At 66.5% G+C, this 23,543-nt stretch carries 16 protein-coding genes; 6 read left to right on the top strand and 10 right to left on the bottom strand.

From position 1 onward, the window contains the following. The first annotated feature begins 66 nt into the window (after positions 1–66). The 6 genes from EO141_RS11590 (at position 67) to trxC (ending at position 7,130) form a co-directional block, all read left to right on the top strand. The gene (locus tag EO141_RS11590; protein ID WP_127169259.1) at positions 67–3,234 is read left to right on the top strand and encodes a response regulator; all 3,168 of its coding nucleotides are present in this window, start codon (positions 67–69) and stop codon (positions 3,232–3,234) included. Further along, positions 3,207–4,058, top strand: coding sequence for a CheR family methyltransferase (locus EO141_RS11585; protein ID WP_180496911.1), 852 nt, complete (start codon positions 3,207–3,209; stop codon positions 4,056–4,058). The genes EO141_RS11590 and EO141_RS11585 overlap by 28 nt, the downstream gene beginning before the upstream one ends. Continuing rightward, positions 4,055–4,642, top strand: coding sequence for a chemotaxis protein CheB (locus tag EO141_RS11580; RefSeq protein ID WP_119132585.1), 588 nt, complete (start codon positions 4,055–4,057; stop codon positions 4,640–4,642). Before EO141_RS11585 ends, EO141_RS11580 begins: the two co-directional genes overlap by 4 nt. After that, on the top strand, positions 4,639–5,769 hold the full coding sequence (locus EO141_RS11575) for a hybrid sensor histidine kinase/response regulator (RefSeq protein ID WP_104582461.1): 1,131 nt from the start codon (positions 4,639–4,641) through the stop codon (positions 5,767–5,769). The genes EO141_RS11580 and EO141_RS11575 overlap by 4 nt, the downstream gene beginning before the upstream one ends. A gap of 368 nt (positions 5,770–6,137) precedes the next feature. Next, a complete protein-coding gene (locus EO141_RS11570; RefSeq protein WP_127169258.1) occupies positions 6,138–6,503 on the top strand; it encodes a DUF1428 domain-containing protein in 366 nt (121 codons plus the stop codon). Between the two features lie 180 nt (positions 6,504–6,683). Then, complete coding sequence (trxC, locus tag EO141_RS11565; RefSeq protein ID WP_104582459.1) at positions 6,684–7,130, top strand: thioredoxin TrxC; 447 nt, start codon at positions 6,684–6,686, stop codon at positions 7,128–7,130. 151 nt (positions 7,131–7,281) lie between these two features. Here the strand turns inward: trxC and EO141_RS11560 are convergent, their stop codons facing one another. From EO141_RS11560 to EO141_RS11515, 10 genes are all read right to left on the bottom strand, one after another. Then, positions 7,282–9,651 carry a TonB-dependent receptor gene (locus EO141_RS11560; protein ID WP_127169257.1) on the bottom strand — a complete coding sequence of 790 codons (2,370 nt, stop codon included), beginning with the start codon at positions 9,649–9,651 and terminating at the stop codon, positions 7,282–7,284. A 405-nt stretch (positions 9,652–10,056) separates the two neighbouring features. Next, on the bottom strand, positions 10,057–12,015 hold the full coding sequence (locus EO141_RS11555; protein ID WP_180496910.1) for a response regulator: 1,959 nt from the start codon (positions 12,013–12,015) through the stop codon (positions 10,057–10,059). After that, the gene (locus tag EO141_RS11550) at positions 12,005–12,880 is read right to left on the bottom strand and encodes an ATP-binding protein (protein WP_104582456.1); all 876 of its coding nucleotides are present in this window, start codon (positions 12,878–12,880) and stop codon (positions 12,005–12,007) included. Before EO141_RS11550 ends, EO141_RS11555 begins: the two co-directional genes overlap by 11 nt. After that, positions 12,877–13,887 (bottom strand): ATP-binding protein, encoded by a 1,011-nt coding sequence (locus EO141_RS11545; protein WP_127169256.1) that lies wholly within the window; start codon positions 13,885–13,887, stop codon positions 12,877–12,879. The genes EO141_RS11550 and EO141_RS11545 overlap by 4 nt, the downstream gene beginning before the upstream one ends. Further along, entirely contained in the window at positions 13,878–14,273 is a 396-nt protein-coding gene (locus EO141_RS11540) for an ATP-binding protein (protein ID WP_104538234.1), read from the bottom strand. The genes EO141_RS11545 and EO141_RS11540 overlap by 10 nt, the downstream gene beginning before the upstream one ends. Next, positions 14,270–14,632, bottom strand: coding sequence for an STAS domain-containing protein (locus tag EO141_RS11535; protein WP_104582454.1), 363 nt, complete (start codon positions 14,630–14,632; stop codon positions 14,270–14,272). The genes EO141_RS11540 and EO141_RS11535 overlap by 4 nt, the downstream gene beginning before the upstream one ends. 1 nt (position 14,633) lies before the next feature. Continuing rightward, positions 14,634–15,476 (bottom strand): STAS domain-containing protein, encoded by an 843-nt coding sequence (locus EO141_RS11530; protein WP_127169255.1) that lies wholly within the window; start codon positions 15,474–15,476, stop codon positions 14,634–14,636. Between the two features lie 1,491 nt (positions 15,477–16,967). Continuing rightward, entirely contained in the window at positions 16,968–19,292 is a 2,325-nt protein-coding gene (locus EO141_RS11525; protein WP_127169254.1) for a hypothetical protein, read from the bottom strand. Positions 19,293–19,316: 24 nt separating this feature from the next. Further along, entirely contained in the window at positions 19,317–21,185 is a 1,869-nt protein-coding gene (locus EO141_RS11520; RefSeq protein ID WP_127169253.1) for an ATP-binding protein, read from the bottom strand. 222 nt (positions 21,186–21,407) lie between these two features. After that, a complete protein-coding gene (locus EO141_RS11515) occupies positions 21,408–22,763 on the bottom strand; it encodes a helix-turn-helix transcriptional regulator (protein ID WP_180496996.1) in 1,356 nt (451 codons plus the stop codon). Between the last annotated feature and the right edge of the window lie 780 nt (positions 22,764–23,543).

Below are 23,543 nucleotides of genomic sequence, written 5' to 3'. Positions count from 1 at the left end.
TACCGGCGATTTGCACGTGAAACTTATCGGCTACCATGACCGCCCCCCAGTCAGGTCCGCGCCGTCATGCAGAACATCTCGACCACACGCGACCGCTGGGTGTGGGTGATCGCGGGGGCCCTGATGGCGGGAACACTCGGCGTGGAGTTGGTCACCCCACTCGGCTATGCAGTGTGGCTGACCTACTTCGTCGCAGTGGGCGTGACGGTCTTCCAGAATCGCGTGCAGGCGCCACTGGTGGTCGCCGCGCTGTCGTGCATGCTGCTGGCGGTCGGTTTCAAGCTGGCGCCGGCCAGTACCAGTTCGAGTTTCTCCTCGATCAACCGCAGCATCGGCGGGGTCTCGTTCCTGGCGATGGCGCTGGTGGTGATGCAGGCCATCCGCGCGCGCCGTCAGGCCGAACTGGCGTTATGGCTGCAGCAGGCCGAAAACACCGTCGAAGCCAGTCTGCGCGGCGACCACAGCCCGGACGATCTGGCCAATGCGGCCGTGCAGGCACTGTGCGACACGCTGGATGCCCAGGTCGGCGCGTTGTATCGCATCGAAGGCGACCGCCTGCGGCTGACCGGCGGCACCGCGCTGCCGGCCGATGCATCCAGGACGCTGCCGACCGATGCCGGCCAACTCGGCGAGGCCTTGCGTGGCGGCACGGTACGCCGGGTGCGCGGCGTGGACGCCGGACATCTGCAGATCGCTTCCGGCCTGGGCCGCAGCGCCTGCCAGGAGCTGCTGCTGGCGCCGGTCATCGCCGATGGGCGGGTGATCGGCATTCTCGAGCTGGGCCGCGCCGCCGCACCGGGCATCGCCCGCACGCGCGAAGAAGAGCTGCTCGCACGCTGCGGCGAAAACATCGGCCTGGCCTTGCGCACGGCATTGCTGCGCGCACAGCTGGTGGCCCTGCTGGAAGAAACCCAGCGTCAAAGCGAAGAACTGCAGACCCAGCAGGAAGAGCTGCGCGTGGCCAACGAGGAGCTGGAGGAACAGAGCCGCAGCCTGCAGCAATCGCAGAGCGATCTGGAGATGCAGCAAGCCGAACTCGAACAGACCAATGTGCAGCTGGAAGAACGCACCCAGGCACTGGAAGCGCAGAAGCAGGCCTTGCTGGTGGCGCAGAATCAGCTGGTGCGCAACAGCAACGAGCTGTCCACCGCCTCGCGCTACAAATCCGAGTTTCTGGCCAACATGTCGCACGAGTTGCGTACGCCGCTCAACAGCGCGTTGATCCTGGCCAAGCTGCTGGCGGACAACAAGGACGGCACGCTCAGCCCCGAGCAGGTGAAGTACGCACAGGCGATCCTGTCGTCCAACAACGATCTGCTGGCGTTGATCAACGACATTCTCGACCTGTCCAAGATCGAGGCCGGGCATGTGGAACTGGCCGACGAAACCATCGCCACCAACTCGGTGGTACAGCGCCTGCGCGAAACCTTCGAGCCGCTGGCGCGCCAGAAAGGCCTGGCCCTGCAGCTGGCTGCCGAATCCGATGCACCGACGCAACTGGTCGTCGACAGCCAACGCCTGCAGCAGATCCTCAAGAACCTGCTGGCCAATGCGATCAAGTTCACCGAGCACGGCAGCGTCAGCCTGTCGATCCAGGCGCATACGCCGGGCCGGGTGCTGTTCAAGGTCAACGACACCGGCATCGGCATCGCGCACGAACAGACCGAGATCATCTTCGAAGCGTTCCGTCAGGCCGATGGCAGCACCCGCCGTCGCTATGGCGGCACCGGCCTGGGCTTGTCGATCTCGCGCGATCTGGCCCAGCGCATGGGCGGCAGCATCCGCGTGGACAGCCAGCCGGGGCGCGGCAGCTGTTTTACGCTGGAATTGCCGATCGACGGCGCCCCGGCCGAGCTGGCGATGGCCGCGCCGGCAAACGCAGGCGCGGCACTCGGCGGCACGCCGTCGCCGCGGTTCGCCAGCGGCACGGCCATGGCCTCGCGGCTTGATGGGCGCGCCACGGTGGCGTCCACCGGGATGCCGCTGCCGCTGCCGATTCCGGCAACCGCCACTGCGCCGCTGCAGCGCGCCGACGACGATCGCGACCAACGCACCCGCCCCGGCCGGCTGATCCTGGCAGTGGAAGACGAAGCACGCTTTGCGCAGGCGCTGGTCGACCTGGCGCACGAACTGGATTTCGACTGCGTGGTGGCGCCCAGCGCCGAAGAAGCGCTGCGCCTGGCAGCCGAACTGCGCCCCAGCGGCATCCTGCTCGACCTCGGCCTGCCGGATGCGTCCGGGCTGAGCGTGCTCGAACGCCTCAAGCGCGATCCGGCCACGCGCCATATTCCGGTGCATGTGGTATCGGCGCTGGAGCGCAGCCAGATCGCGCTGGAACTGGGCGCGGTGGGCTATTTGATCAAGCCGGCCACGCGCGAGCTGCTGGCAGGTGCGATCCGGCAACTGGAAGACACCAATGCCCGCGCGGTGCGCCGCCTGTTGATCGTCGAAGACGACAGCGCCCTGCGTGCGAATCTGCAATTGTTGCTGGCGCGCGACCAGCTGGACATCATCGCGGTGGGCAGCATTGCCGACGCGATGCAGCAGCTGGCCGGCTCGACCTTCGACTGCATGGTCACCGATCTGGCGCTGCCCGACGGCAGTGGCTACGACCTGCTCGAACGCATGGCCGGCAACGACGCGGTGGCGTTTCCGCCGGTCATCGTCTACACCGGGCGCGCACTCACCCGCGACGAGGAACAGCGCCTGCGCCGGTATTCCAAGAGCATCATCATCAAGGGGGTGCGCTCGCCCGAGCGTCTGCTCGATGAGGTGACGCTGTTCCTGCACAGCGTGGAAGCCTCGCTGCCCAGCGACCAGCAACGCCTGCTGCGCGAAGCGCGCCGCCGCGACGCGGTACTGGACGGCGCCACCGTGCTGCTGGCCGAAGACGATGTGCGCAACATCTTCGCGCTCTCCAGCGTGCTCGAACCGCTCGGCGTGACGCTGCAGATCGCCCGCAACGGCCGCGAAGCGCTGGAACATCTGGCCAAGCACGAGGTGGACCTGGTGTTGATGGACATCATGATGCCGGAGATGGACGGGCTGACCGCGATGCGCCAGATCCGCGCCAATCGCCAATGGCAGGATCTGCCGATCATCGCGCTGACCGCCAAGGCCATGGCCGACGATCGCGAACGCTGCCTGGAGGCCGGCGCCAACGACTACATCGCCAAGCCCATCGACGTGGACAAGCTGGTGTCGCTGTGCCGTGTGTGGTGCTCGCGGCAATGAACGCGGTGGAGCTGTTCGATCTGGAGCTGCGGGTGCTGCTGGAAGCGGTCTACCAGCGCTATCACTACGACTTCCGCGATTACGCGGTGTCCTCGCTGCGCCGGCGCATGCGCCACGCGATGGCGCGCATGGAATGCACGCGCGTGGCCGACCTGCAGCACCGCCTGCTGCACGAACCGGACACCTTCGCGCAGGCGATGCAGTTCTTCACCGTGCAGGTGTCGGAGATGTTCCGCGACCCGGCCTACTTTCGCGTCCTGCGCGAACATGTGGTGCCGGTGTTGCGTACCTATCCCTCGATCAAGCTGTGGGTGGCCGGCTGCAGCACCGGCGAGGAAGTCTGGTCGCTGGCCATCCTGCTGCACGAAGAAGGCTTGCTGGAAAAGGCGGTGATCTACGCCACCGACATCAATCCCGAAGCCTTGGGCATGGCCGAAGCCGGCGCCTTCGGCATCGACCGCATTGCGCAGTTCAGCCGCAATTATCTGGACGCCGGCGGCCGCAGCTCGCTGTCCGACTACTACACCACCGCCTACGATGGCGCGGTGTTCGACCGCCGTCTGAAGCGCAATATCGTATTCGCCGATCACAGCCTGGCCACCGATACGGTGTTCTCCGAAGTGCACCTGGTGTCGTGCCGTAACGTGCTGATCTATTTCAACCGCAGCCTGCAGGACCGTGCAGTGGGCCTGTTTTACGATGCGTTGGTGCATCGAGGCTTCCTGGGCCTGGGCAGCAAGGAGTCGCTGCAGTTCGGCGCGCATGCGCAGGCGTTCGAAACCGTGGCGCGCGAGCAGCGCCTGTTCCGCAAGGCGGCCGCATGAACGTCTTGCACACGGCGGCAACTCAGTTCGACGCGATGGTGATCGGGGCCTCGGCCGGCGGTGTCGTGGCTTTGCAGGCGCTGTTGTCCAGCCTGCCTGCGGATCTGCCGATGCCGGTGCTGGTGGTGCTGCATCTGCCGCGCGACCGCACCAGCCACCTTGCCGAGCTGATGGATGCACGCTGCGCCTTGCCGGTGCGCGAGGCCGAAGACAAGCAGCCGCTGCTCGCCGGCAGCGTGACCATCGCCCCGCCCGACTACCATCTGCTGGTGGAAACGCGCGACAGCCTGGCGCTGTCCATGGATGCACCGGTGCTGTTCTCGCGTCCGGCGATCGACCCCTTGTTCGAATCGGCTGCCGACGTGTTCGGGCAGCGCCTGCTGGCGATCCTGCTCACCGGCGCCAGCAGCGACGGCAGCGCCGGGGTGGCGGCGGTGCGCGCGGTCGGCGGCAGCGCCTGGATCCAGCGCCCCGACGATGCCGCCTCACCGCTGATGCCCGCCTCCGCGCTCGCCCATGCCGGCGCCGATGCGGTGCTCACCCTGCAGGCGATCTGCAGCCGACTGGAAACCTTTCACCCATGAACCTCACCGCGACCGGCCTGGCGACAACCAGCAACGATGACGAACCGGCCAAGCTGCTGATCGTCGACGACGTGCCGCAGAACTTGGTGGCGATGGAAGCGCTGCTGCAGCGCGACGGCATCCAGGTGCTGTGCGCCGCCTCCGGTGCGCAGGCGCTGGAGCTGTTGCTCGAACACGATGTGGCGCTGGCATTGCTGGATGTGCACATGCCGGAAATGGACGGCTTCTCGCTGGCCGAGCTGATGCGCGGCTCGCAGCGCAGCCGGCATGTGCCGATCATTTTCCTGACCGCCTCGCCGAACGATCCGATGCGCGCGTTCCAGGGCTATGAAACCGGCGCGGTGGATTTCCTGCACAAGCCGATCGAGCCGCATGTGATCCTGAGCAAGGTCAATGTGTTCATCGAGTTGTACCAGCAGCGGCGCCTGCTCAAGGCACGCAATGCCTCGCTGGAACGCGCGCTCACGCTCAACGAAACCATGATGGCCGTGCTCACCCACGACCTGCGCACGCCGCTGTCGGTGATTCTGCTGTGCGCCGACAAGCTCAGCCTGGATGTGGACGCCGATGGCTCGGCCGCGCGCACGCTCGATCACCTGGAAAACAGCGCGCGGCGGATGGCGCGGATGGTCGAGCAGCTGCTGGATTTCTCGCGCCTGCGCAGCGACGGGCTGTCGATGCAGTTCGGCCCCTGCAATCTCGGCGACGTTACCCACAGCGTGGTGGGCGAAGTGGCACAGGCCAATCCGCACACCCCGATCGACCTGCGTACCGAGGGCGACCTGCACGGCGATGGCGATGGCGATCGCCTGGCACAGGTGGTGTCCAATCTGGTCGGCAACGCGGTGCTGCACGGTGGCAGCGAGCCGGTGCGGGTGCACCTGGACGGACGCGAACGCGACACGCTGCGGCTGTCGGTGCGCAACGTCGGACGCATCCCCGACAGCCTGATGCCGCGCCTGTTCGAGCCGTTCAAGGCCAGCTTCCATGCCAGCCAGGGCCTGGGGCTCGGCCTGTTCATCGCCGACCAGTTCGTCAAGGCGCACGGCGGCACGCTGCAGGCACGCAACGAAGACGGCGACGTGGTGTTCGAAGCCATCCTGCGGCGACACAACCTGGCCGCGTAATTGCACCGGACCGCCCACCGAGCGTCTGCCGCGGCGGGGCCTGCGGTCTGATCCAGGCCCACGCAATGCCGATGCCGCCGGCCTTCCGCAACGCCGGCCCATCGCGACGGGATACCCCTACCTGACGAACTCATCCAGGACGCGTCGCGCGGCGTGCCGCGGGTGCGATCGACAAAGAAAACCGGGCACAACGCCAGTGTGGATCGCCATGCGGGCGCGAGCAGTGCTTGCCATCCAGATGCACCGTATGCTCGCAATCCACGCGGGCAATACGCACCCTGGCGCGGCTTTCCAGCGTGTTCCGATCGCACCAACATCTGTTCGCCGTCATCAGGTGCACGCCGTGCGCCATGTCTGAGGAGGTGCTTATGTCGTATGTGGATGGGTTTGCGCTCGCGGTGCCGACGGCCAACAAGGCCGCGTTTCTGGAACATGCCCGCATGGGCGATGCCATCATCATCGAATACGGCGCACTGCGCGTGGTGGAGTGCTGGGGTGACGACGTCCAGCATGGACAACTGACCGACTTCCATCGCGCGGTCGAGGCCGCCGAGGACGAGACCGTGGTGTTCTCCTGGATCGAATGGCCGGACAAGGCGACCCGCGATGCGGGCATGCGCAAGATGATGGACGACCCGCGCATGGACCCATCGGTCAACCCGATGCCGTTCGATGGCAAGCGCCTGATCTACGGTGGCTTCGTCCCGATCCTGAGCCTGGGGCAAGCGGGCTGACCACGGCAGCGTGCTGCGGCGCACTTCTCTGTCGCGGCATTGCGGCACACCCGGTGCGGCGGCGGCAGCCTTCGGCATCGGTCCTTGGCGATGGCCGTTACACTGGCCGCATGCCGCCGCGCCCGCCGCCCATGGGATGCGGGCGCGGCGACTGCATTGCCTGCCACCGGAGACCGCCAGATGCCCGACGCACCGCTCCTGATCGCCTGCCCGAGCTGCGCGGCGATGAATCGTGTCGCACACGCGCGTCTGCGCGATGCGCCCAACTGCGGCAGTTGCCATAAACCATTGTTCCTGGGCACGCCGGTGGCGTTGTCGGCGGTCGACTTCGACAAGCATGCGGTACGCAGCGCGCTGCCATTGGTGGTGGATTTCTGGGCGCCGTGGTGCGGGCCGTGCCTGAGCATGGCGCCGCACTTTGCCGCCGCCGCGGCGATGCTCGAACCGCAGGTGCGGCTGGCCAAGGTCGATACCGATCTGCATCCGGCGCTGGGCACGCGCTTTGGCATCCGCAGCATCCCGACCTTGCTGGTCATCCGCGGCGGCAGTGAGCTGGGCCGTCATTCCGGTGCGGTGAGCAGCGCGCAGATCGTCAGCTGGGTACAGTCGGTATTGCGCAGCCGTTGATACAAAAAAACCCGCTGCGTGATGCACGCAGCGGGCCTGGTTCTACGATTGGCATCACTGCGACACATGCGCGGTGATGCGGTCGATCGACCAGCAACCGGGAGCGGCTGACAAGATGACCGTGCAGCGCTCGCTACTGGTTCAACCGCTCTTACTGCCAGTTGACGTTGACCGACACACCCACGATGCGCGGCTCGTTGTAGACCGCCGCCATGTAGTTTTCGATCACGCCCTTGACGTTCTTCTCGTTGGTGATGTTGCGCGCGAACGCCGCCACTTCCCATGCACCGTAGCCGCCGGTGTAGCCAAGCTTGAAGCCGCCTTCGAAATTGCCGTCGGCGCGGAACTCGGTGGAGTCGTACAGCACGAAGCTGGTTTCGCCCTGTTTGTTCCAGTCGGTGGAGACGAAGAACGCGCCATCGGTGCCCACCGGAATGTCGTAGCGCGCCGCCAGGTTGAGGTTGTACTTGGGCGCGTTGGGCAGCGGGTTGCCGTCGATCTGCGCAAAGGTGTTGGCACCGACGCGGATGGTCGGGTCGTTGACCGTGCACACCACCACGCCATTGAGCGCACAGGCCTGCGCGTAGACGCGATCGTCGTGGATTTCGCTATGCAGCAGGCTCAGGCCGGCGGTCAGCGACAGGTTGGAGATCGGGCGCCAGTCCAAGTCTGCTTCCAGGCCGTAGGCCTTGGCCTTGTCGGCATTGAACAGCACGCCGTTGCCGTCCGAATCGTTGCCGTTGAGCTGGATGTCGTCCACCGTGTAGGTGAAGCCGCTGACATTCAGACGCAGGCGATTGTCGAACAGGCTGCTCTTGATGCCCGCTTCCCACGACAGGATGGTTTCCGAATCGGCAGTGGTGAAATCGGAATTGAACACCGCGCTGCGGCCCTGGATGGTCGGGCCGCGGAAACCGCGTGCCACGCGCGCGTAGACGCTCAGCGCGGGGTTGATTTCATACATCGCGCTGAGGTCCCAGCTGGGCTGGGTGTCGGACAGGCGCACGTCGCGACGGCCGCGATAGGTCACCGCGCCAGCGGCGGTATCGGCGGTCTTGAGCAGGCGGGTTTGCTTGGTGTCCTTGGTCTGGCGCAGACCGGCGGTCAGGGTGAGCGCGTCGGTGGCCTTGTAGCTGAGCTGCCCGAAACCGGCCCAGGACGTGTTGGTGTTGCGCAGGCGCACCCAGTTGTTGGGGTTGCGCGCGGCGGTCTGAAGGAAATACGCACGCTGATAGAAATCGGTGGTGTCGCGCCCGTCGAAGTAGAACGCGCCGACCTGCCACTGCAATGCGTCGTCGCCCTTGCTGGCCAGGCGCAGCTCTTGGGTGTACTGATCCAGGTCGCGGATCTGCCCCATCGACTGGCCGAAGCCGTTCGGCACGCCGTTGACCGGGTAGTTCGACGCCGCGCCGCCATCGGTGTCGCCACGGCTATAGCCGGAGGTGGTTTCGTAGGCGGTGATGGAGGTCAGCGACACGCCACCGAAATCGTAGATCGCCTTGAGCGAGCCGCCATCGGTCTGATACGCCTGCGGATTGTCGTGTGCCTCGTCATAGGCCACGCGATCGCGCGGCACGTCGACCTTGTCGCTGCCGCGCGTCACTGCATTGCGCAGGAACAACGTGGAGGTGCCGTCGTAGTCGCGCGTATGCACCGAGCCCAGCAGCGAGAATGCGTCGTTGGGCTTGAGCAGCAGCTGCAGGCGCGCATTGCGGTCGTTGTAGCCGCCCATCGCATCCTTGCGCGGCGTGCGCGTCCCGTCGGCACTGCTGCCGGCGAAGGTGTTGTCCACCCAGTCGTCGCGGTGCTGGTACAGCGCCGACACCCGGAACGACAGCACGTCGTTGATCGGCCCGCCAAAGCCACCATCCAGTGACACCGTGTTGTAACTGCCGTAGCTGGCGTCGACACGGCCGGTATAGGTCTCGCCGGGCTTGACCGTGTCGAACTTGACGATGCCGGCGGTGGTGTTGCGGCCGAACAAGGTGCCCTGCGGGCCGCGCAGCACTTCGACCTGGTCCACGTCGTAGACCGGGTTGGACTTGAGCACCACGTGTTCCAGTACCACGTCGTCCTGGATGATGGACACCGGCTGCGAGGCGCCGAGGTAGAAGTCGATATTGCCCAGGCCGCGGATATAGAAGCGCGGGAAGATACGCCCGGTGGTGGTCTCGGCGTAGAAGCCCGGCACGCGGCCGGACAGCGCCAGCAGCGTGTCGTCGCCACCGGCGGTGAACTCGCGCATTGCCGCACCCTGCACCACGCCCACCGACACCGGCACCTCCTGCAGGTTTTGCTCGCGGTGCTCGGCAGTGACGGTGACTGCATCCAGCGCCGTCGGGCTGCCCTCGCCCTGGCGCGCCGGCACCTGCTGCGCAGCGGCCGCTGCCGCCAGCGAGGCGAGCAGCAGGCCGGCGCAGGCGCGCGCCAGCGGCGTGCGCTGCAATGCGGCGCGACGGGGTGCGGTTACGTGCGTGGCGGCGGGCGTCAGCGACGCGGAGACAGACGAGGACAACGACATGCGAGATGATCCTTGGGTAGGTGACGCGAGGGGTGAGACAGGGGCAATAGCGGCGATCAACATGACTGCGCAGCCATCGGGCGCGCGCGGCCGGCGCTCGGAATCGGGTGCACCACCGGCACTCGGTTCCTCTGCGCCACCCGCGCCATCTGACAGCCGCGCTACGTTTTGTTTCCCCCACCAACATCCGTCGGCATCGAACATGCCGGCCGGAGGCGCGACGTGGCGCCGCGCGCACGATATGTCAGCAATGTTGCAGCTCTATGGCAAGCGTGCCGCCACGCACATGGCGGCCGCCGCAGAGCCACGGTCGCCGTGGCGTGTTCAACGCATAAGCGGGTCGCCACACCATCGTCATGCGATCGACAGGCGTCGGCAGCAGGCCCCAGGCGCGCGACCCCCGCGTCAGGCGCGGGCGGCCAGCACGCTGCTGTCGAGCATCTGCCCGACCATGTTCAACAGATCGTTGAGGCTGAAGGGCTTGGGCAGCAGCGCCATGCCGTCGGCCAGAAATTCCTGGCGGGTGGCGGCGTTTTCGGCGTAGCCGGTGATGAACAGGATCGGCAGGCCAGGCCGCAGCGCGCGCGCCACGTCTGCCATGTCGCGCCCGTTCATGCCGGGCAGGCCGACATCGGACACCACCAGATCGATCTCCACGCCGGCACGCAATTGATCCAGCGCGCCGTTGGCGTCTTCGGCTTCGACCACGTGGTAGCCGGCGTCGCTGAGCACCTCGCTCACCATCATGCGCACCACGTCGGTGTCGTCCACCAGCAAGATGCGCTCGCTGCGGGTACGGGGCGAATTCGGTACCGGTGCCGGCGGCAATGCGCTGGCAGTGAGGCCGCGCGGCAGCAGCAAGGCCACCGTGGTACCGCGCCCCACCGTGCTGGTGATGCGTGCGGTGCCGCCGGACTGGCGCGCAAAGCCGTAGGTCATCGACAAGCCCAGGCCGGTGCCCTCGCCGATCGGCTTGGTGGTGAAGAACGGCTCGAAGACCTGGTTGAGAATGGCCGGCTCGATGCCGCTGCCGTTGTCGATGACGTTCACCGCCACGTACTCGCCATCGTCCAGTTCCGGATCGCCCTGCGCGGTATGGGCCGCGCTCTGGATGCGGATGGTGCCCCTGCCCTTCAACGCGTCGCGCGCATTGATCACCAGATTGAGCACCACGTTTTCGAGCTGGTTGGCATCGGCCACCGCCACCAGCGGCGTGTCCGCCAGGTCCAGCTCCAGCACGATGTTCTCGCCGATCGAGCGGTGCAGCATGTCTTCCAGCGAGCGCACGCGTGCGTTGATGTCGAAGGCCTGCGCATCCAGCGATTGCTTGCGTGCGAAGGCGAGCATGCGCTGGGTCAGCGCGGCAGCGCGATGCGCCGAGCCGGTGGCGATCTCGGCCAGCCGCGGCACACGCTCGATGCGATTGGACTCGACCGCCAGCTGGATCATGTCCAGGCCGGAAATGATGCTGGTCAGCAGGTTGTTGAAGTCGTGCGCGATGCCGCCGGTGAGCTTGCCCAGCGCTTCCATCTTCTGTGCCTGCAGCAACTGGATCTCGGTGCGCTGGCGCTCGGCGATCTGGTGGGCCAGCTCGGTGGTGGCGGTATCCAGTTCCTGGCGCTGCTCGCGCTCGCGCATGCGCTGTTCGGTGACATCCTCGACCAGCAGCAGGCCCAGGTCCGGTTCGCGATACGGCGACACGCGCCACTCGGTTTCGCACACCTTGCCCTCGCGCAGGATCGACAAGGCACCGCTCCAGCGCTCGCGCTGCGCCAGCGCGTCGATCAGCGCGTGCACGGTGGCGGCCTGGTCCACGCCGGGCACGGCCAGTGCCTCGCCGGGTGTGGCGGTGCCGATCAGGCGCTGGAACGCGGCATTGGCTTCATGCGTGTGCAGCCTGGCGTCGACAACCGCAATCGGTGCGCTGATGTGCTCGAAGATCTCGCGGAAGCGGGCCTCGCTGATGCGCAAGGCGTCCTCGGCCTGGCGCGCGCGCAACAAGGTGCGCAACGTGGCGACCAGCACGCTGGGGTCGACCGGGTGAATCAGGTAGGCATCGGCGCCGGCTTCCAGGCCGGTGATCATGTCGCCGGTGGCGATCGAGGCGGCCGACACATGCACCACCGGCAGCAACGCGGTGCGCGGCTCGGCGCGTAGCGTGCGCACGATGTCGAAGCCGCTCATGTCCGGCAGATTGACGTCCAGCACCACCGCAGCAAACGCCTGCTCGGCCAGCCTGGCCAGGCCGTCGGTGCCGGTGCCGGCTTCTTCGACCACGAACTGATGGTGTTCGAGTACGCGCCGCACCGAATAACGCGTCACCGCGTTATCGTCGACAACCAGAATGTGTGGCTTACTGCCCAAGTGCATCCTCCGCTGCCAGCGTGACCGGCAGCACCACGAAAAACTCCGAGCCCTGCCCGACCACGCTGTTGATTCCCACCCTGCCGCCCAGCAGCTCGGCGAAACGCTTGCAGATCGACAGCCCCAGACCGGTGCCGGTGAGGCGTTTCTGCAACGGTGAATCCACCTGTACAAAATCCTCGAACAAGGCGTCGTGAAGCTCGGCCGGGATGCCGATGCCGGTGTCCTGCACGCCGAAGCGCACATGGCTCTCGCCTTCCAGCTGCGCGAACACGCGCACATGACCTTGCGGGGTGAACTTGAGCGCGTTGGAAATGAAGTTGCGCAGGATCTGCGCCAGCTTCTTGTCGTCGGTATAGAGCATCGGCAGTACCGGCGGATCCTCGAAGATCAAGGTGGTGCTGCTGACATCGGTGAGCGGGCGGAACATGCCGCGCAAGGCCGCAAACAGGTCCATCAGATCGAACCAGCCCGGCGAGATGGTGATGCGCCCGGCTTCGATCTTGGCCAGATCCAGCAGGTCGTCGACCATCTCGGTGAGTTCGCGCGCAGAGGCGCTGACAAAGCGCACCTGCTTGGACTGCTCGGCAGTGAGCGGCCCGTCCATGCCGTCCTCGAGCAGCCGCGTGATGCTCAGGATCGAGCTGAGCGGGGTGCGGAACTCGTGGCTCATGTAGGACAGGAAGCGGCTCTTGAGCTCGGACACGTCGCGCAGCTGCTCAGCCTGCTGATCGAGCTCGGCATACAGCGCCAGCACGCCCTGGTTGGTTTCTTCCAATTCTTCGCGCAGGGCCTGGTTCTGCTGCCGCAGCGCGTCCAGTTCGGCCAGCGGATCGATGGGCGATGTCTCACCGGAAGCATTCATTGCAGGCCTCCCAGCCGCATGACGAACACGCCGCAATCGTCGCGGCCCCGCGTGTAATCGCGCAGCAGCACGGCCGCAATCAGGCGCGGATGGCGCGACAGCAGACCCGGATGATCGCGCAGGCTCCAGCGTGATTGCAGACCATCACTGTGCATGACCAGCAGTTTGCCGGCGGCGTCCGGAAAATCGAACGGCTGCGCCTTGCGGAACTGCACCCCGACGATGCCCGGATGCGAGGGCATGCCACGCACGCCGTCGCCATCGCACAGCGACGCGACGATATTGCCCACGCCGGCAAAGCGTACCCGGCCGGTGCTGCTGTCGAATTGCATCACCGCCGCCGCGCCGCCGCGGGTGCCGGACATGCCCGCATGCAGCTGCGCGATGCGCTCGCCGGGCTCGCCGCTGGCCGCGGCTGCAGCGCGCGTGCCGGCATCGGCAGCGTCGGCGGCGCCTGGACCGTGGCCCAGGCCATCGATCACGGTGACGGTCACGCGCTGCTCGCCAACGGTCAGATGCCAGGCATCACCGCACACCGTTTCGTTGTGCAGCGGCAGGCGGATCGCGCCGTACGGCAGGTCCAGTTCGGCGCGTTGCTGCGCAAACAGCCGTGCCATCACCACCGCGCCCTTGGCATCGGAATACGCGTCCAGCACCTGCGCCTGGCGCTGGATCGCGCCCAGCCCGGTGCCCGGCGTCCCGGCGGTGGAATAGCCATCGCGCAGGCCGTCCACGAGTGCGAAGCCCGGCCCGCCGTCGATGGCGCAGATCTCCACGCCCATGCCCTGGCGTGTGGCCACCGTGGACAACTGCAGGCAGCCGCCACGCCCATGCTTGACCATGTTGGTGGCCAGCTCGGTGGCCACCAGTGCCACGCGGCCGCAGGCGGCCTCGTCGAAACCCAGCGTCTGTGCCAAAACCGTTGCTTCGCGACGTGCCTGCCCGACCTGGCTGATTTCGTCGACACGAAACGCGCGCGTGACCTCGCCGGCGAGCGTCACTTCCATTTGGTGATGGTGATGCGCGTGCCCTTGCCGGCTGCGGTATCCAGGACGAAGTCATCCACCAGCCGCCGGCTGCCGGACAGGCCCAGTCCCAGCCCGCTGCCGGAGGTCCAGCCATCGGTGAGCGCCAGGTCCAGGTCGGGAATGCCGGGACCTTCGTCGCGGAAGGTCAGCTGCACGCCCTTGCGGATGCCGCTTTCCACCAGGGCCCAATCCATCTCGCCGCCACCGCCATAGATCACGGTGTTGCGCGCCAGTTCGCTGGCTGCGGTGACCAGCTTGGTCTGGTCGACCAGACGCAGGCCGCACTGCACCACCAGCTTGCGCACCGTCTGCCGGGCCAGCACGACGTCCTGTTCGGTACGCACCGATTGCGAACCGGTCGTCATGAAGTGCGATCGGGCTGCAGCAGCAGGCGCATGCCGCGTTCGACATCGAGCGCGGTGCGCACCGATGGCAGGGTCAGCCCCAGCTCGACCAGCGTGATCGCCACGGCCGGCTGCATGCCCACCACCACGGTCCTGGCATCCATGATCGCCGCCAGCCCGGAGATGGTGCTGATCATGCGGCCGATGAAGGAGTCGACGATGTCCAGTGCGGAAATGTCGATCAGCACGCCACGCGCGGAGGTGGCGCTGATCTTTTCCGACAGGTCCTCCTGCAGCGTCATCGCCAATTGATCGTGCATGTCCACCTGGATGGTGACCAGCAGCAGGTCGCCCATCCGCAGGATCGGGATGCGCTCCATGTCAGCCCGCCTTGTTCACGGTCACGCCGATGCGCTTGAGCGCCAGCGCCAGCGCATCGGACAGATTGGCCTTGGTGACGATGCCCTGCAGGTCCAGCCCCAGATGCACGATGGTCTGCGCGATCTGCGGGCGCACGCCGCTGATGATGGCATCGGCACCCATCAGGCGGATCGCGGTGACGGTCTTGAGCAGGTGCTGCGCGACCAGGGTGTCCACGGTGGGCACCCCGGTGATGTCGATGATGGCGATTTCCGAGCCGGTATCGACGATGCGCTGCAGCAGCGACTCCATCACCACCTGGGTGCGCTGCGAATCCAGCGTGCCGATCATCGGCAGTGCCAGTACACCGTCCCACAGCTTGACCACCGGGGTGGACAGCTCCAGCATTTCTTCCTGCTGGCGCACGATGATGTCTTCGCGGGTCTTCTGGAACGCCTTGACGGTGTACAGGCCCAGACGGTCCAGCAGCTCGGACAGCGCCCACAGCTGCTGGCCCAGATCCTCCCGCGTGTCGGCGTATTCGCGCTGCACCAGCGCAAACAGCACCCGCTTCAGCGAGAAGATGAAATTGGCGGTTTCCTGCGAATCAAAGCCACGGGTGGCGCGATCGCGCGACAGGTTTTCCAGGAAGCGACGCACCTCGCTCCAGTCGGCGCTGTCCAGGCTGCTGCCACCGTCCTTCAGGGAGGCGACCAGCAGGTGCAGGAAATCCGCGCTCTGGGTTTCGACGTCCTGTCGGGAAATGCGTCCATCGCTGCCCAGGCTGGAGCCCAGCCATGCCGCCAACAACGCAGCTTCCTGGCCACGAATCGCATCGATCGAGCGCTGCTGCAATGCCACCATGAGATCACCCGCCAAGAGTTAGAAGAGAGAAGGCTGGGCATGCGGGGCGATTGCGCCCCCCTGACTGGCGCGGCGCCCCCACGCCGAAGCGCTGCAGAGTAAAGCAATTCAGTTTCGGCAACCAGCGACGAACCTGTAGCGGTCAGAGGAAGATCCGTACGGAGTTTGACATTGCCGCGCACGCCGCGAACGTGAGCGCGACCACGCCTGGACAGATGCGCTTGCCGCCGGCCCGCCCCCCTGCTCTCGGCGCGACGGCGCCCGGTTACAGACTGCCGCCGGACCGGCCGTGATGCGGTTACCGACCGCTGCGCGAAGGTGGTCCAACTTGTGGGAAGACAGCCTGACGCCGGCCCGGACCGATCGCAACGCCCCTCCCATGGCAGCGGACACGCTCGATGTACCGGCAGGCCGGTTTGCCCACGCCCGGCGCCGCATGCACGCGCCAAGTCACGCCACTGCGGGTTCAGCCTGCTGTTCGTACTGAAGCCATCGCTTGCCGATCGGCGCTAGCGATACCGGGAGCATGGTGCCGCGTCCGGGGGCGGGACCGTGTGGCGGCATGAATGCCGCCACCGAGCCTACATGGACGTACTTGCGGCGTGTCCCGACACCGGATGCGGCGCCGCGTTGCCGACCGACTCCGCATACCGATCAATCGTGCGCACCGCATCTGTTGTTTCCATGCGAATGCTTCGGTCTGCTGCGGGGGCTTGCACGCGTACCGGCGTGGGACACGCCGCAAGTACGTCCATGTAGGCTCTGGCGCGGCATCCATGCCGCTCAAGGTCCCACACCGGCACGCGCGCAAGCACCACCGGTTGCTATCGGTTACGGAAGGAAAAGCACTGCTTGGTTGAGTGGTCGTGGCTCGGATCGAGTCTTCAGCTGCCACTGCAAAGATCAAATGTTGAGGCGATCTCAACGACATGAAGCGCCAACTCCGCAGGCACGATGGCTGCCTGAAAGCAGTGCTCGCCGATCAGCACTAGCCATATTGGGAGCGTGGTGCCGCGTCCGGGGGCGGGACCGTGTGGCGGCATGGATGCCGCCACCGAGCCTACATGGACGTACTTGCGGCGTGTCCCGACACCGGATGCGGCGCCGCGCCGCCAACCGACTCCGCACACCGACCAACCCTGCGCATGAGATCTGCCAGTGCTCCGTAGAAGCTTCGGTCTACGGCGGGCGCTTGCACGCGTACCGGCGTGGGACACGCCGCAAGTACGTCCGTGTAGGCTCTGGCGCGGCATCCATGCCGCTCAAGGTCCCACACCGGTACGCGCGCAAGCACCACCGGTTGTTGTCGGTTGCGGAAACAAAAGCCAAGGGCTCGCTGCGCTGCACGTCCTCGAGAGCGTCACCATTGCTGACGCCATACCAGCAGTTGGCATGCAAACCACGCATGCCAATCCCGAATGCCCACTCCCCAATCCCGGCAGCAGCGGCGACCACACCAGCAGCCGCTGCGCGACGAGCCTGATCGCCGCCCTACAGCCCGTAGCGCTCCACCGCCTCCAGATGCGGGCGCGGGTCCTGATCGCAGGCCTCGGCCAGGCGCAGCCAGCACATCGGGTGCGCCCACTGCGCGGTTGCGGCCAGCAGGACGCGATGCAGTTCCAGCGGCGCCGCCGCTTCCGGCAGCGCCACGGTGAACAGCACGCCCGGCAGACCCGTGCTTGCATCTTCCGGGTCGAAAGCATCCGCGTGTGCCGGATCGACCACGCGATAGTCATCGCGGCTATGCAACCACAGCTTCCAGCCGCGCGCTTCGACGTCCTGCCGCAAGGCCTCGATCGCCTCCTCGCCAGGATGCACGCCATCCACCAGCCAGCTGCTGCCGTAACCGCCTGGCTCCAGCACATGCACCTGCGCATAGGTCGGCACGAACCGCTCGCGCTCGGCCTCGTCGTCCGGTGGCGGATACAGCAACTCCGCGTCGAACACCACCCAATCGCCGACATGCTGGCGCCGATGTGCCGGTGCATTTTCGACGATACGCGCGGTGACCGGGCCGGTGCGCCGTGCGTAGTACTCGGCTACCTCGCCGTCGTCCACGCAACGCACGATCACCCACCCCCAGGTTTCTTCGACCACGCCACTGGTGCCGCTCAGCTCCATGCCGAGCGCCAGCGCCGAGGCGCGCACCGCGTCCCACTGCTGCGCCGCGCTGGCCGCGGTCATGTGGTCCCAATGTGCGGAGCGCGGCTCCTCCATCAACTCGGTCAGCTGGCGATACACCTCGGCGGCTTCGGCGAAGCGGCCGGTGTTGAGATACATGCGCCCCAGCAAGCCGCGCGCGCCATGCGAGCCCGGCGACAATTCCAGCAACGCGGTGCAGGCCTGCTCCAGCGCCGGCCAATCGGCCAGCCGCTGGGCCAGCTGCGCCTCGCACCACAGCGCCGCCACCGGCACCAGCGGGCGATACAGCTGCGCCAGCCGCCGCAGGCCGGCTTCGTCGCCGCGGCCCAGCAACAGGTTCATCAGCCGGAAGGTCGGGCTGGTCTCGCGGTCGGCATGCCGCTGCACGAATGCCCACAGCAGCGCGATCGCCTCGTCGTCGGCCGCACACGCGCTCAGTGCCGACGCAGTGGTGTCCACCAACTCGGCGTCGTCGGGACGCTCGGCCACTGCCTGCAGCAACCACTGCGCCTCGCGCTCGGGATTCCGCGCCACGTCTTCGGCTTGTGCATCCAGCCACTGCAGCAACTGCTCAGCGGGCACCGGTGCCGGCTCGCCCGCCGGTGCGGCCTCGATGCGCGCAGCCAGGCCGTCCAGCAGTTGCGTGGCGCCACGGTCCTGGCGCAACTTGGGCACATGCGCACGCGCAAGCGCCAGGTGCCGGCGCGCGGTCCACACCGCACCACGCTGCAACGCCAGCGCGATCGCCATCTCGGCCGCTTCGATCAGGATGCGATGCGCACCCACCTGCGCGTAATGATCGAGCATCACCTGCAGGCGGCTGCCCAGATCCCAGGTGTTGCGCTCGGGCTGGCGCGATACCAGCACCACCACCGCACGCAACCAGTGCAGGCGGTAGCGCGGCGCAACCTCGCGCCACGGCAGAAAGGCTTCCAGTGCTTCGTCGTCGCGATTCAACATTGCCAAGGCACGGGCTTTCTGCAGGCGCCGCGGCTGACTGCAGTTGGCCCATTCGGCCCCTTCGCGCGCGGCTTCGCGTTCGCGCTGTTCGATCAGCGCCAGCGCCTCTTGCGCGCGACCCAGCGAGAGCAGGATCGAGATGCGCATGTCCGGCACGCCGTCGTAGATCTGCCCGCCATGCGCAACGATGGTCTGCGACTGCTGCTCCAGATAACTCAGTGCCGCCTCGCCGCGTCCATCGTCGAGCAGGGCATCGGCTTTTTCGCAGCTCAGGCACTGGTAGCACGACCAGCTCGGATCGATGCGGCCCAGCGTTTCCTCGCACACCTCGATGCGCTCTTCCACCCAGCCCGGACCGTCGATATTGGCGTAGCAGGCGGCCAGGTCCTGGGTCACGCACACCGACTGCGGGCACTCCACCGCATCGGCGCGATGCGCGCGTTCGAACAACGCCACCGCGTCGCTGAGCGCACGCTCGCCTTCGCAGAGATTGCCGACGCGGTTGCGCATTTCCCAATGCCCGACGAACACCTCCAGCCACGGATTGGCCAGCGTCTTGCCCAGCGCACGCGCCTCGGGCAACAGCGCTTCGGCGCGTTCGATCTGCAGATCGCAGATATGGTCGGTCAGGCGTGTCAGCAGCTGCGCATTCTGCGGCTGCCCGGCTTCGCCCAGATCGTCCTGCAGCTTCTCCACCCAGTTCCAGATTTCCATCGTGTTGCTCCTTCGATGCGGCGCTCAGCGCGCCAGCAGTTGGGTCACGGCCTCGGCAAGATCGCCAAAGGCCCGGTTCAAATCCGATCCGCCCGATGCGTTGGCACCCGGCTGCGGCTGGCTGCGCCCCTGCGTCGACACGATCACCTTGAGTGAGCGCAGCAACCGCGCCGCCACCGCCGCCTGCGGATTGCCGGCGCGCTGCGCCGCCAGCAGTGCCTGCAAGGCCGGGTTGTCGAGATTCAGATACAGCCGCTGGGTCTGCCGCGCCTGGATCCCCGCCGTGAACTGCCGGGCCAGCCGCAACGCGGCGGTGGACACGCGCTTGTCGTTCTCGTCCTGCTCCAGCCGGCGTTTGAGTTCGGCCTCGCGGTCGGGCACCACCACCAGCGGCAACGCCTCGGGGCTGAAGCGTGCCGGCACCAGCGCCTCGCCATCGCCCAGGTGCTGTTCCAGCCAGGCCAGTTCGTCGGCCGGCAACGTATCCAGCTGGAACAACTGCCGGTTGCCCTGCTCGGTGCCCAGCTCGACCAGGCGCACGCCCTTGGCCTGCGCCCAGCGGCGCAGGAACGGCACCACCGCATAGCGGTTTCCGTAGGCCACCGGCACGCCCATCGCGCGGAACAGCATTTCCTCGAAACCGCTGTCGCTGTCCAGGATCACATGTACCGCGCCACGCGCCGGCAACTGCTGCGCGGGCAGGTCGCCCTGCGAGGTCGGCACCCGCACGTGCTCCATCAGCAGCGCGAACAAACGCTCGTCGCACAGCGCCGCGCCCAGCAATGCCTCGTTGTGCCGCAGCAGGATGCGCCGCCAGGCTTCCGGCTGCTGGCGCGCCACATCGGCCAGGCCTTGCACCAGCGCTTCGGACAGCGCGTGCTGCACGGCCGTGTAGGTGGAATCGCGTTGCAGATCTTCGCGGCTGGCGGTGGGCGTCAAGCGATTGGACTCGATCACGCCCCCGATAAAGCCCGCCCAGGGTGGCAGCAGTTCGCGCGCGTTGTCGTCCAGCAGCATGCCGCGCAGGAACACCGACAGGTTGCGGTTGTCGCTGGTGCCGTAGGTGGCTCCGTCCTGCACCCACAGCAGGCCGACAGCATCGCTGCCCTCCTCCGCGCGCACCGGCATGCAGCACAAGGGCTCGAAGTTGCGCTCGAAACGCGCGGCAAACTCGCGTTGACGCCGCCAGGCCTGCACCGGATGCAACGGCACCGCATCGTGCATGCGCCACGGGGGCGGTTCGGGATTGATCGCCTGGGTATCGCCGCCGATCCAGATCGGCTCGCGCAACAGCGCGCAATAACGCGACAGGATCTCGCGCAGCCGTGCTTCCTGGGCCAACGGCAGATAGTCCTCGTGCAGCTCCAGCACCACTTCCGTTCCGACCTGGGTACGTGCCGGGATCGGACTCACCGTGTATTGCTCGGCATTGCTGGAGATATAGCAATGCCCCAGCGTCGGGCTCTGGTAGGAGGTGGTGCGCACGGTGACGCGGCGCGCCAGCACGAAGGCCGACAGAAAGCCCAGCCCGAACATGCCGATCAGGCCGCTGTCCTCATGCCCGCCCTGACGCAGGCCACGCGTATACCCCACGCCGACGGTGGCCAGATAATCGTGGATTTCCTGCTGGGTCAGCCCGGCGCCGGTATCGACGATGCGCACGATGCCCTGGGCAGCATCGGCATGCACTTCGATACGCGATTGGCCTTGCCAGTCGGGTTGTTCCAAGCGGCGCCGCAGGATCGAGTCGTGCGCGTTCTGCACCAGCTCGCGCAGCGCGACCACCGGCGTGGAATACAGATGCTTGCTGAGAACGGACATCAATCCGTTGAGATCGACGCCTGCGCGGCGGATCTGGGAGGCGTCCGTCGCCTCGGAGGTGTGATCTTGCATGATCGTTCGTCGTTTCCTTGGCGGCCACGCCCATCCTCGGACGCGCCTTCCTGGGTGGCAGTGCTAGCCGCACAGGATAGCCGCAAGCCGCCCCACACGCACGCACGTCACACTATGACGGCGTCTCGCGCGTGGCCGGCGCGCGGCCGCCACGGCAGCGCCCCCCTTGCAGAAACGACGCGCCACGGCCTGCGTCGACGCATGGCCGTGGCGCGCAACGGCTTACCGCTGCAAGGTTTCCATCGGCGCCTCATTGAAATGCTGGCGATAGCCCTTGGCCAAGGCCGACCGGCTGCCCACGCCCCAGCGGCTCGCCGCCTGCAGCACGCTGCCGCAGCCGCCTTCGGCCAACAGTTCGTCGCGGATGCTCTGCATCCGGTAACGCCGCAGCACCTGGGTCGGCGACAGCCCGGTGGCGGACTTGAACGCCTGCTGCAAGGCGCGCCCGGTCACGCCGATCTGCGCGGCCACCTCGTTGATGGACAGGTCCGAACGGTGCGCATTGGTGATCATGTAGGCGTAGGCGCGCCGATACTTGGCCGGCAGCCGCGCGGAGATGTCGTCGCTGACATGTGCCGGCGTGCCGCTTTCCAGTAGCCGCGGCGCCTGCACCTCGCTGCGCAGGCACTGTACCGCGCCCAGCGCGTACCGGTTGTACAGCAACAGCGCCTGCTCGGTCTTGCCCAGCGCCTGGCTGATCTTGGCCTGGCAATACTCGAACTCCAGATTCCAGCGCGGCGCGTGGTGACGTCCGGCACCGGCCAGGGCGCGCTCTGCCAGATCCGCGCGCCCCACCGCCAATGCGGCAAGCGCCAGTTCCACCTGCGCATCCTGCCGGGCGCATGGCGGGCACCCGGTGGCGGCGGCCGGCAGCGCATCGATCTGCGCATCGAAACCGAAGGTATCGCCACCGGCAATGCGCAGCAGGTTGCGCACGTGGCGCATGCGCTGGGCGAGCACCGGCATGCTCTCGGCCAGGTCGGCGATGCAGGCGCGCAACTCGTTGGGCTCGAACGCATGCGCCGCATCCTCCTGGCGCAGCGTGGCCTGCCAGAACACGTGGTCGCTCATCCGGTCGGCACGCCGGATGCGCAGCTGCGCGATCATGTCCAGACGCAGCGCGTTGGCGATGCGCTGCCACTCGGTTGCGCCGTTGTCCAGTTCCCCCAGCGCTTCGTTGGCACGCTCCAGCGTCTGCAGCGCCAGCGTGCTCTGGCCCAGATGGAAGTGGGTCAGCGCCTTGCCCAGCAGACTCTCCCCGCATAGGCAGGGCGGCGTTTCGCGGTCCATCGCCAGCTGTGCGAAGCAATTCAATGCAGCGCTCAGGCGGCGCTGGCTCAGCATCAACCAGGCGGTGTTGCGGCAGGACAGCAGCCGCAGTTGGCGCTGATGCCCGCGCATCGCCTTCAAGGCGTGGCGGTAGGCATCTTCGGCCTCCTCCTGGTATTCGAGGATCAACAATGCATCGCCGCTGGCACCGAGCAGGCTGACTTCATCCTCTGCACCATCCGGGGCGGCCTGGCCGTCGCGGCGTTGTTGAAGATGTTGCAGACCTTGCGGCCAGGCACCAACCAGCATCCTGCTTGTATAGATAGGAAGACGGTCTGCGTACGACAACGCAGAGATTGCCGCGAAGTAGGTAGAAAGGATCATGCCGGGCTCTCTCATAGGGGGACGAGCAAAAACAACAATGCGCCGGTCTGGCTGGCGCAAACGATTGTATGCAGCGGATCCAATGGAATTTCTCACTCCAAGGCACTAAGAAAATCAAAAATCCTCACTCTGTCTGTCGGCGAACCAGTTAAGCGGCGTGCAGATAAAGGGCACTTTTTGCATACCGCCACCGCATGCGTGCATAGGACATTCCGCGCCATGCGAAGCCGTATTGAAGACAGGACGCCAGCCAAAAAAGCAATCGTCGGCCATTCGAGCACCTGAGCCCGTGCGCAGCTGGACCATTGTCCTGGCATGTCGCGGCGATGGCCGCGTGCAAGGTATTTCAGTAAATGAAGGATGCACTTCAAACCAATGCTGCCGCGTTCCATGACATCAACCGATGGCCCACATATTCCATGCGCGCTTCGCGCACGTGCAAATCGCAATACCGTGGTATAGACCTGGCATTGCATTCAACGACCTGGCGATCGTGCGTATTGTTTTCCGCCGGAACCATCGGCCCGCGTACCGCGCGATGTCGGAATTTTGTTAGTCGCCGTCAACGCATGCCCTGGATGTAAGAGCTGCGTTGCGCCTAAATGAGCGTACGTTAAAGCCGGCCCGCCCGAAGCCGAAGAAAAGTACGCAGCAGTGAAACTTTCTGGCTCCGCAATGGTACATACCATTCGTCCGGCCTCAGGC

The organism is Xanthomonas sp. BRIP62415 (genome assembly GCF_003993515.1).
GTDB classification, from domain to species: domain Bacteria; phylum Pseudomonadota; class Gammaproteobacteria; order Xanthomonadales; family Xanthomonadaceae; genus Xanthomonas; species Xanthomonas euroxanthea.
The sequence above is the reverse complement of the archived record's forward strand: the minus strand, read 5'-3'. Positions and strand labels throughout refer to the sequence as shown.